The sequence below is a fragment of the Mesorhizobium sp. M1423 genome (assembly GCF_040317575.1).
Classification (GTDB): Bacteria; Pseudomonadota; Alphaproteobacteria; order Rhizobiales; family Rhizobiaceae; genus Mesorhizobium.
Genome location: NZ_JAMYKU010000023.1, coordinates 103,272 through 110,052 on the forward strand (window position 1 = coordinate 103,272; position 6,781 = coordinate 110,052).

The 6,781-nt window shown below is 63.7% G+C and carries 8 protein-coding genes; 7 read left to right on the forward strand and 1 reads right to left on the reverse strand.

Going from position 1 to position 6,781, the window contains the following annotated elements; translation table 11 throughout:
* Window positions 1-13 precede the first annotated feature (13 nt).
* Window positions 14-931 carry a LysR substrate-binding domain-containing protein gene (locus NKG95_RS25315; RefSeq protein ID WP_353042848.1) on the reverse strand — a complete coding sequence of 306 codons (918 nt, stop codon included), beginning with the start codon at window positions 929-931 and terminating at the stop codon, window positions 14-16.
* A 120-nt stretch (window positions 932-1,051) separates the two neighbouring features.
* Here NKG95_RS25315 and NKG95_RS25320 point away from each other — a divergent pair, with 120 nt between their 5' ends.
* The 7 genes from NKG95_RS25320 to NKG95_RS25350 all read left to right on the forward strand — a co-directional run bounded on the left by NKG95_RS25320 (window position 1,052) and on the right by NKG95_RS25350 (window position 6,603).
* The gene (locus NKG95_RS25320; RefSeq protein ID WP_353042849.1) at window positions 1,052-2,371 is read left to right on the forward strand and encodes an MFS transporter; all 1,320 of its coding nucleotides are present in this window, start codon (window positions 1,052-1,054) and stop codon (window positions 2,369-2,371) included.
* 107 nt (window positions 2,372-2,478) lie between these two features.
* Window positions 2,479-3,663: a cell wall hydrolase gene (locus tag NKG95_RS25325; protein WP_023716851.1), complete on the forward strand. Its 1,185-nt coding sequence runs from the start codon at window positions 2,479-2,481 to the stop codon at window positions 3,661-3,663.
* Window positions 3,664-3,918: 255 nt separating this feature from the next.
* On the forward strand, window positions 3,919-4,317 hold the full coding sequence (locus NKG95_RS25330) for an AtpZ/AtpI family protein (RefSeq protein ID WP_023716852.1): 399 nt from the start codon (window positions 3,919-3,921) through the stop codon (window positions 4,315-4,317).
* A gap of 70 nt (window positions 4,318-4,387) precedes the next feature.
* Window positions 4,388-5,146: a F0F1 ATP synthase subunit A gene (locus NKG95_RS25335; RefSeq protein ID WP_023716853.1), complete on the forward strand. Its 759-nt coding sequence runs from the start codon at window positions 4,388-4,390 to the stop codon at window positions 5,144-5,146.
* Window positions 5,147-5,213: 67 nt separating this feature from the next.
* Window positions 5,214-5,438, forward strand: coding sequence for a F0F1 ATP synthase subunit C (locus NKG95_RS25340; protein ID WP_006206606.1), 225 nt, complete (start codon window positions 5,214-5,216; stop codon window positions 5,436-5,438).
* A gap of 81 nt (window positions 5,439-5,519) precedes the next feature.
* Window positions 5,520-6,101, forward strand: a complete 582-nt coding sequence (locus NKG95_RS25345; protein ID WP_023716854.1) for a F0F1 ATP synthase subunit B — start codon at window positions 5,520-5,522, stop codon at window positions 6,099-6,101.
* 10 nt (window positions 6,102-6,111) lie between these two features.
* The gene (locus NKG95_RS25350; protein WP_023716855.1) at window positions 6,112-6,603 is read left to right on the forward strand and encodes a F0F1 ATP synthase subunit B; all 492 of its coding nucleotides are present in this window, start codon (window positions 6,112-6,114) and stop codon (window positions 6,601-6,603) included.
* Window positions 6,604-6,781: the final 178 nt, after the last annotated feature.

Here is a 6,781-nt window from a genome sequence, read left to right on the forward strand (position 1 = left end):
CGCCACTTCTCCTCTACGCCACGTTGCGCAGGACAGGCGCTGTTTGCGTCTGCGGCAACGCTTCCAGCGCCGCCTGCAGCAGGATGTCGCCAAGCCGCGCCGCCACCGGGTCGGGCTCGGCCTCCTTGCGATGCAGGAACAGCGCCATCTTGGGCAAAGCGGGCAGCCCGGCGATCCCCGGCGTCATCGCCCTGACGGTGGCCGGCAGGCCGATATCGGTGCGGATCGTCAGTCCGAGCCCGGCGGCGACGGCTGCCCAGATACCGCCAAGGCTCGGGCTGGAGAAGGCCATCCGCCATGCCAGACCGGCGCGGTCCAGGGTTTCGGTCGCCACGCTGCGGAGCAGGCACGGCGCTTCGAGCGCCACCAGCGGCAAAGGCTCGCCATCGCGCAGGCTGGTCTCGATCTGTTTTGCCGGGCCGATCCAGCGCATCTGGACGTCGGCGACATGCCGGCTGTAGGGCAGCGTCGCGCCATTGTGCCAGGCAAGCGCGATATCGAGGCTGCCCGAAATGATCCGTTCGGCAAGCTCGTGGCTGCGTGCGATCCTGGCTTCGATCTTGACCTTGGGATGGGCGCGGGCGAAGCGCCCGAGCACCTCCGGCAGGACCGCCTCGCCGAAATCCTCCTGCAATCCAAGCCGCACCCAGCCCTCCAGCTCGACGTCGTGGATGGCGGACGCGGCCTCGTCGTTGAGCTCGATCAGCCGCCGCGCATAGCCCAGCATGGTCTCGCCTGCCTCGGTCAGCGCCAGGCTGCGCCCCGACTTGCGGAAGATCGGCGTCGCCGCCTGCTCCTCCAGTTTCTTCAATTGTGCGCCGATTGCCGAGGTCGAGCGGCCGAGCCGGTCGGCGGCCTTGGCGAAGCTGCCCAACTCCATACCGGTGACGAAGCTGCGCAGGACGTCGAGATCGAATGTCACGCGTCGCATGGCAATAATCCTGATATTTGGGACATTACGTCAAAAACTTCCTGATATTCAGGACGAAGCTATGGCGATAGAGACAGCGCGTCAAGACCGAACGCAACCAGCCCATGCAGGAGCTGAACCATGTCTGCTGTCGCCACAGGACCAGATTGCAAACCGCTTCGCCCAGGCGCCGTTGCCGCCCCGTCGGAAGCGGCGGCACTTCGAGCCAATCATCGCTGGAAGGTGCTGGGCATCGGCGTCGCCGCCAATGCCTGCTTTTCCGCGACCTTCTCCGGCATTCCGGCGACGGCGGTGTTCCTGCGCTCGGGCTATCATCTCTCCAATGGCGAACTCGGCATGGCGCTTGGTCTTCTCGGCCTGGGCGTAGCGCTGAGCGAATTGCCGTGGGGACTGCTGACCGATCGCTGGGGCGACCGCCGCGTGCTGCTGACCGGGCTCGGCGCAACCGCGGTTTGGCTGCTTGTCATGGCCGCGCTGATCGTGCCGTCACCGGCCCACATTCCTGGCATCGCGCTTCTCGCCGCTGCCCTGCTGGTCACCGGATTGCTCGGCGGCAGCGTCAACGGCTCCAGCGGCCGTGCCATCATGGGCTGGTTCGGCGAAGGCGAGCGCGGCTTTGCCATGAGCATCAGGCAGACAGCGGTGCCGCTTGGCGGCGGGCTTGGCGCGCTCGTGCTGCCGTCGCTCGCTTCGGCCCATGGCTTCACGGCGGTCTTCGGACTTCTGGCGGCTGCATCCGCCGTCTCGACCTCTCTCGCCTGGCGCTGGCTGCATCAGCCACCGGTGCATGACGATACCAATTCGAGCAGCACGGCATTGCCGGCCGGCCCGGCGCCGCTGCGCAACCCGGCCGTCTGGCGCATCGCAACAGCCATCGGCCTGCTGTGCTTTCCGCAGGTGGCGGTGCTCACCTTTGCTTCCGTCTTCCTGCATGATTTCGCCGGCATGGGAACAGCCGTGATCAGCGCCAGCCTCGCCGCCGTGCAGGTCGGCGCCATGGTCATGCGCGTCTGGAGCGGCCGCTACACCGACCGTCACGGCAACCGCCGGTCGTTCCTGCGTCTGTGCAGCCTGTTGAGCCTGATCGCCTTCACCGTGCTTGCGGCGCTCGTCTTGTTGGCGGCCCAATTCTTGTCAGGCCAAGTGCCGATGCTGTCGCCGGCGATCGTCGCGATGCTGGTCGTGGCCGGCATTTGCGTCTCCTCCTGGCATGGCGTCGCCTACACCGAGCTTGCGACGCTGGCCGGCGCGAGCCAGGCCGGAACGGCGCTCGGCCTCGCCAACAGCCTGGTCTTCATTGCCTTCTTCCTGGTGCCGATCGCCATCCCCGGACTTCTCGTGCTCTGCTCGTGGGCAGGCGTCTGGCTGGGTGCGGCTATTTGCGCACTGATCGCCTGGCCGATCTTTCTTCCGTCAAGCGATGGCCGCAAAAGCGCCTGACTTCGACATGAGATGGGAAAACAACGTTCTAAGCTGTTAACGCCCCATCAAGGTTAATGCATCATTGTAGCTCTCCAGTGGGGTCCGTTGCGTTTCTGGAGAGTTCCGTGCATCGACGTGTTTTGACGCGGCTTGTCGCCGCCGCCGGTGACAAAAAACGTTCCTTCCTATCTCCGTTTATTATTGGCCTTGGCATCTGGATCGGCTTTCCGACGGTCGCTGCCTATCAGGACATGACAAGCCTGGTCTCCGGCCTTGAGGCGCCGAGCGTCCGCTGGAACGCCTATGTCGAGAAGTCCGTCGCCGGCTCCGTTCACGCCGCCGAAATGCCCTTCCTCGATTCCAGCAGCACCGGCTCGCTCTCCGGCTCCGGCGTCCAACTGCCCGGCATCGGCTCCGTCTCGTTTCGCGGCAAGGGCGGCATCGCCGGCACGACGCCGGACGAGAACCGTATCACGCGTGCCGACAAGAAGGGCCGCATCATCCAGGTCTCGCCCGTCTCGCCGCCGAAGAACTTCAACGCCGGCTCGATCTTCGAGCGCACCTCCTCACTGCTCCGCCCAAGCATGGACAGCGGCCTGAGGATGGCTTTCGCCAAGCCCGAGATCAAAGGCAAGGAAATCCAGATCGCCGCCGCCTTCCACACGCGCGTCGACAAGAAGCCGGATCCCGGCGTGCCGGCGATGCTTGCCGCGCTGGTCAACAACGATCATCCCGACGTGCTGGCGACCGCCTATGCCTCGTCGGCTCCCGACTATGCCAAGGCATCGCCTTTCGAGGCCTTGCTGCAGGACGAGGACCCGAACGATGGCCGCTTCATTCCACCGCTGAGCAAGGGCGATCATTCTTGGATGCAGACGCCGCTGCCGGCGAGCGTCTTTTCCAAACCGGAGCAGGCCTGTCTCGCCAACGGCATCTATTTCGAGGCGCGCGGCGAATCCGTGCGCGGCCAGGCCGCCGTCGCCCAGGTCATCCTCAACCGCGTCCGCAACCCGGCCTATCCGAACTCGATCTGCGGCGTCGTCTACCAGAACGACAACTGGTTCAACCGCTGCCAGTTTTCCTTCGCCTGCGACGGCAGGAAGAAGCGCATCGACAATCCCGCCGCCTACAAGACCGCCCAGGATGTCGCCATGGCCGTCACAGCCGGCAAGATATTCATTCCGGAAGTCGGCTCGTCGACCCATTATTACGCCAACTACGTCCATCCGGGCTGGGCGAGGACGATGAAGAAAATGACCAGGATCGGCCTGCATATCTTCTACCGCACCTATGGCGGCGGCTGGAGCTGAGTGCTCGGGCAGCCCTTGCATCTTTCGCGGGAGAGCGGCCGATCGAAGACCCGTCGTCGTGGGGATTCGGCCGCAGCCCGCCAGAGACCGCGTCGGGCACGATGTCGCACCCAAGCAAGTAGCTGATTTATAACGAAAAAATACTTGAGCTTGAACGTCCGCTCGTGGCTTGACGGGCGCGGACCCTCTAACTATGTTGCCGGCGACTTTAAGAAGCGGACGGACGGTGACGGTCTGACCGGGCAGGGGGGTTGCGTGGCCGACAAGAATGGGCCAGACGGAACCGGAAAAACCGGCCGCGGCAAGCAGCATGAAGCCGACATCCGCGACGACGATCTTGAGCGCCGTCGGCGCGACCTTGAAGCATCGCTTGCGACAAGGCGGCCGGACCGGCTCGAGGGGAAAGACGACGCGAAAGCGGGCAGTGTGGCCGGGTACGGCCAGGCGCTCAAGCTGTCCAGCGAGTTCATCGCCGGGATAGTGGTCGGCGCGGCTCTCGGCTGGTTTATCGATCGCGTGGCGGGGACATCGCCATGGGGTCTGATAGTCGGGCTGTTGCTGGGTTTTGGCGCCGGCGTGCTCAATGTCCTGCGTTCAGCCGGGCTTGTGTCGGAATTCGGAACGGGCGACAAACCGCGCGATCCGAAAGAATGAATTGAGGCGCCGCATGCCGGCGCATTGAACAGGATACTCAAGCCGTCTGCGGCTTCGATGGGGATTTAAAGTGGCTGCTGACAAGGTCGATCCGATCCACCAGTTCCAGATTCAGCCGATCATTCCGATTCACATCGGCGGCTACGACCTGTCTTTCACCAATTCGGCTCTGTTTATGCTTGCGACGGTTGCTGTTGCATCGGCGTTTCTCTACCTCAGCACGTCGAGCCGCAGCCTCGTTCCCGGCCGCCTTCAGTCGGTCTCGGAAATGGCCTATGAATTTGTCGGCAATATGCTGAGGGACGCCGCGGGCACGCAAGGCATGAAGTTCTTCCCCTTCGTGTTCTCGCTGTTCATGTTCGTGCTTGTCGCCAACCTGCTTGGCCTGTTCCCATATTTCTTCACCATCACCAGTCACATCATCGTCACCTTCGGCCTCGCTGCGCTGGTGATCGGAACGGTCGTCGTCTACGGCTTCACCAAGCACGGCTTTGGCTTCCTGAAGCTGTTCGTCCCGCATGGCGTGCCGGTCTACCTGCTGCCGCTGGTGGTGCTGATCGAGGTGATTTCCTTCGTCTCGCGTCCGGTCAGCCTCTCGGTTCGTCTGTTCGCCAACATGCTTGCCGGTCACATCACGCTGAAAGTGTTCTCGGGCTTTGTCGTCAGCCTGAGCGCGCTCGGCGCGGTCGGCGTGGCGGGCTCGGTTCTGCCGCTGGCGATGGCCGTGGCGCTGACGGCGCTGGAGCTGCTGGTCGCGTTCCTGCAGGCCTACGTCTTTGCCGTGCTGACTTGCATGTATCTCAACGACGCCCTGCATCCCGGGCACTAACAAGGTTTCCGGCATTGCCGCCGGATCGAATTTGCAACGGAATTTTAGATCCAAAGGAGTTGAACAAATGGACGCAGAAGCAGCAAAGTACATCGGCGCCGGCATCGCATGCCTCGGCATGGGCGGCGCGGGCATTGGCCTCGGCAACATATTCGGCAGCTATCTGGCGGGCGCGCTGCGCAACCCGTCGGCCGCCGACGGCCAGTTCGGCCGCCTGATTTTCGGCTTCGCCGTGACCGAAGCGCTGGGTATTTTCTCGCTTCTCATCGCGCTTCTCGCCCTGTTCGGCTGAATACTTGTTCGGCTGAACATTGGGAAGAATTGAACAGGCCGGCCGCGATCCTGCGGCGGGTCTGAATTTCGGGGATAGTCCATGTTCGTGACATCTGCCTTTGCGCAAGAGTCCGCGCCCGCCGCAACGGAAGGCGAAACGCACGCCGCCACCGGCGTTCCTGCCGAGGCGCACGGCACGTTCCCGCCATTCAATCCGGCGACGTACCCGTCACAGCTGCTGTGGCTGGCAATCACTTTCGGGCTGTTCTACCTCTTCTTGAAGCGGGTAGTGATGCCGCGCGTCGGCGGCATCATCGACGTGCGCAACGACCGCATCACGCAGGATCTCGATCATGCTGCCCGGCTGAAAGGCGAGGCCGATGCCGCCGTTGCCGCCTATGAGCAGGAATTGGCGGAAGCCAAGGGCAAGGCCAATGCGATCGGCCAGCAGGCCAACGATGCGGCCAAGGCGGAAGCCGAGGCTGCCCGCAAGACGATCGAGGCAGCGCTTGACCAGAAGCTTGGCGAGGCCGAGGCGCGCATATCTTCCATCAAGGCCAATGCCATGAAGGAAGTCGGCACGATCGCCGAGGACACCGCTTCGGCCATCGTCGAGGCGCTGGTCGGCGGCAAGGCCAGCAAGGCCGAGATCGCGGCCGCGGTCAAATCCGTGGCCGGGTGAGGAGCGCATCATGGACGCCACATCTCTCGCGACGCTTTGGGCAACCGTTGCCCTCATAATCTTCCTCGGCATTGCCATCTACATCAAGGTGCCGGGCATGATCGCCAAGGCGCTCGATGCCCGTGCCGACAAGATCAGCAGCGAACTCGAGGAAGCGCGCCGGTTGCGCGAAGAGGCCCAGCAGTTGCTCGGCCAATATCAGCGCAAGCGCAAGGAAGCCGAGCAGGAGGCCGCGGCCATCGTCGCCGCCGCCAAGCGCGAAGCCGACATGCTCGCCGCCGAGGCGCACAAGAAGACCGAGGATTATGTCGCCCGGCGTACCGCCTTGGCAGAGCAGAAGATCGGCCAGGCCGAGCGCGAGGCGATCGGCGAAGTGCGCGCCAGCGCCGTCGACATCGCGGTCGAAGCCGCGCGCGCGCTGCTGGCCGGCAAGATCGACGCCAAGGCCGGCGCCGACCTTTTCAACGCCTCGCTGCAGGATTTGAAGTCGAAGCTGAATTAAGCGACGTCGTCGAGAAATTCATCGAAGGCCGCCTGGGAAACCTGGCGGCTTTTTTGTTAGCGAAAGCGGCTGAGCGCAAATCTCCCCCCTCTCGAGGGCAGGGCTATCGCATATGAGTGATGGCATTGATGAGATAGTCGTCGTTCCAGGCGCATTTCTTGATGCGATGGCTGATGGG

Bases quoted from the DNA above. Each gene is read 5' to 3' on its own strand.
- NKG95_RS25315 (WP_353042848.1), bottom strand. From the start codon at position 931: ATGCGACGCGTGACATTCGATCTCGACGTCCTGCGCAGCTTCGTCACC.
- NKG95_RS25320 (WP_353042849.1), top strand. From the start codon at position 1,052: ATGTCTGCTGTCGCCACAGGACCAGATTGCAAACCGCTTCGCCCAGGC.
- NKG95_RS25340 (WP_006206606.1), top strand. From the start codon at position 5,214: ATGGACGCAGAAGCAGCAAAGTACATCGGCGCCGGCATCGCATGCCTC.
- NKG95_RS25345 (WP_023716854.1), top strand. From the start codon at position 5,520: ATGTTCGTGACATCTGCCTTTGCGCAAGAGTCCGCGCCCGCCGCAACG.
- NKG95_RS25350 (WP_023716855.1), top strand. From the start codon at position 6,112: ATGGACGCCACATCTCTCGCGACGCTTTGGGCAACCGTTGCCCTCATA.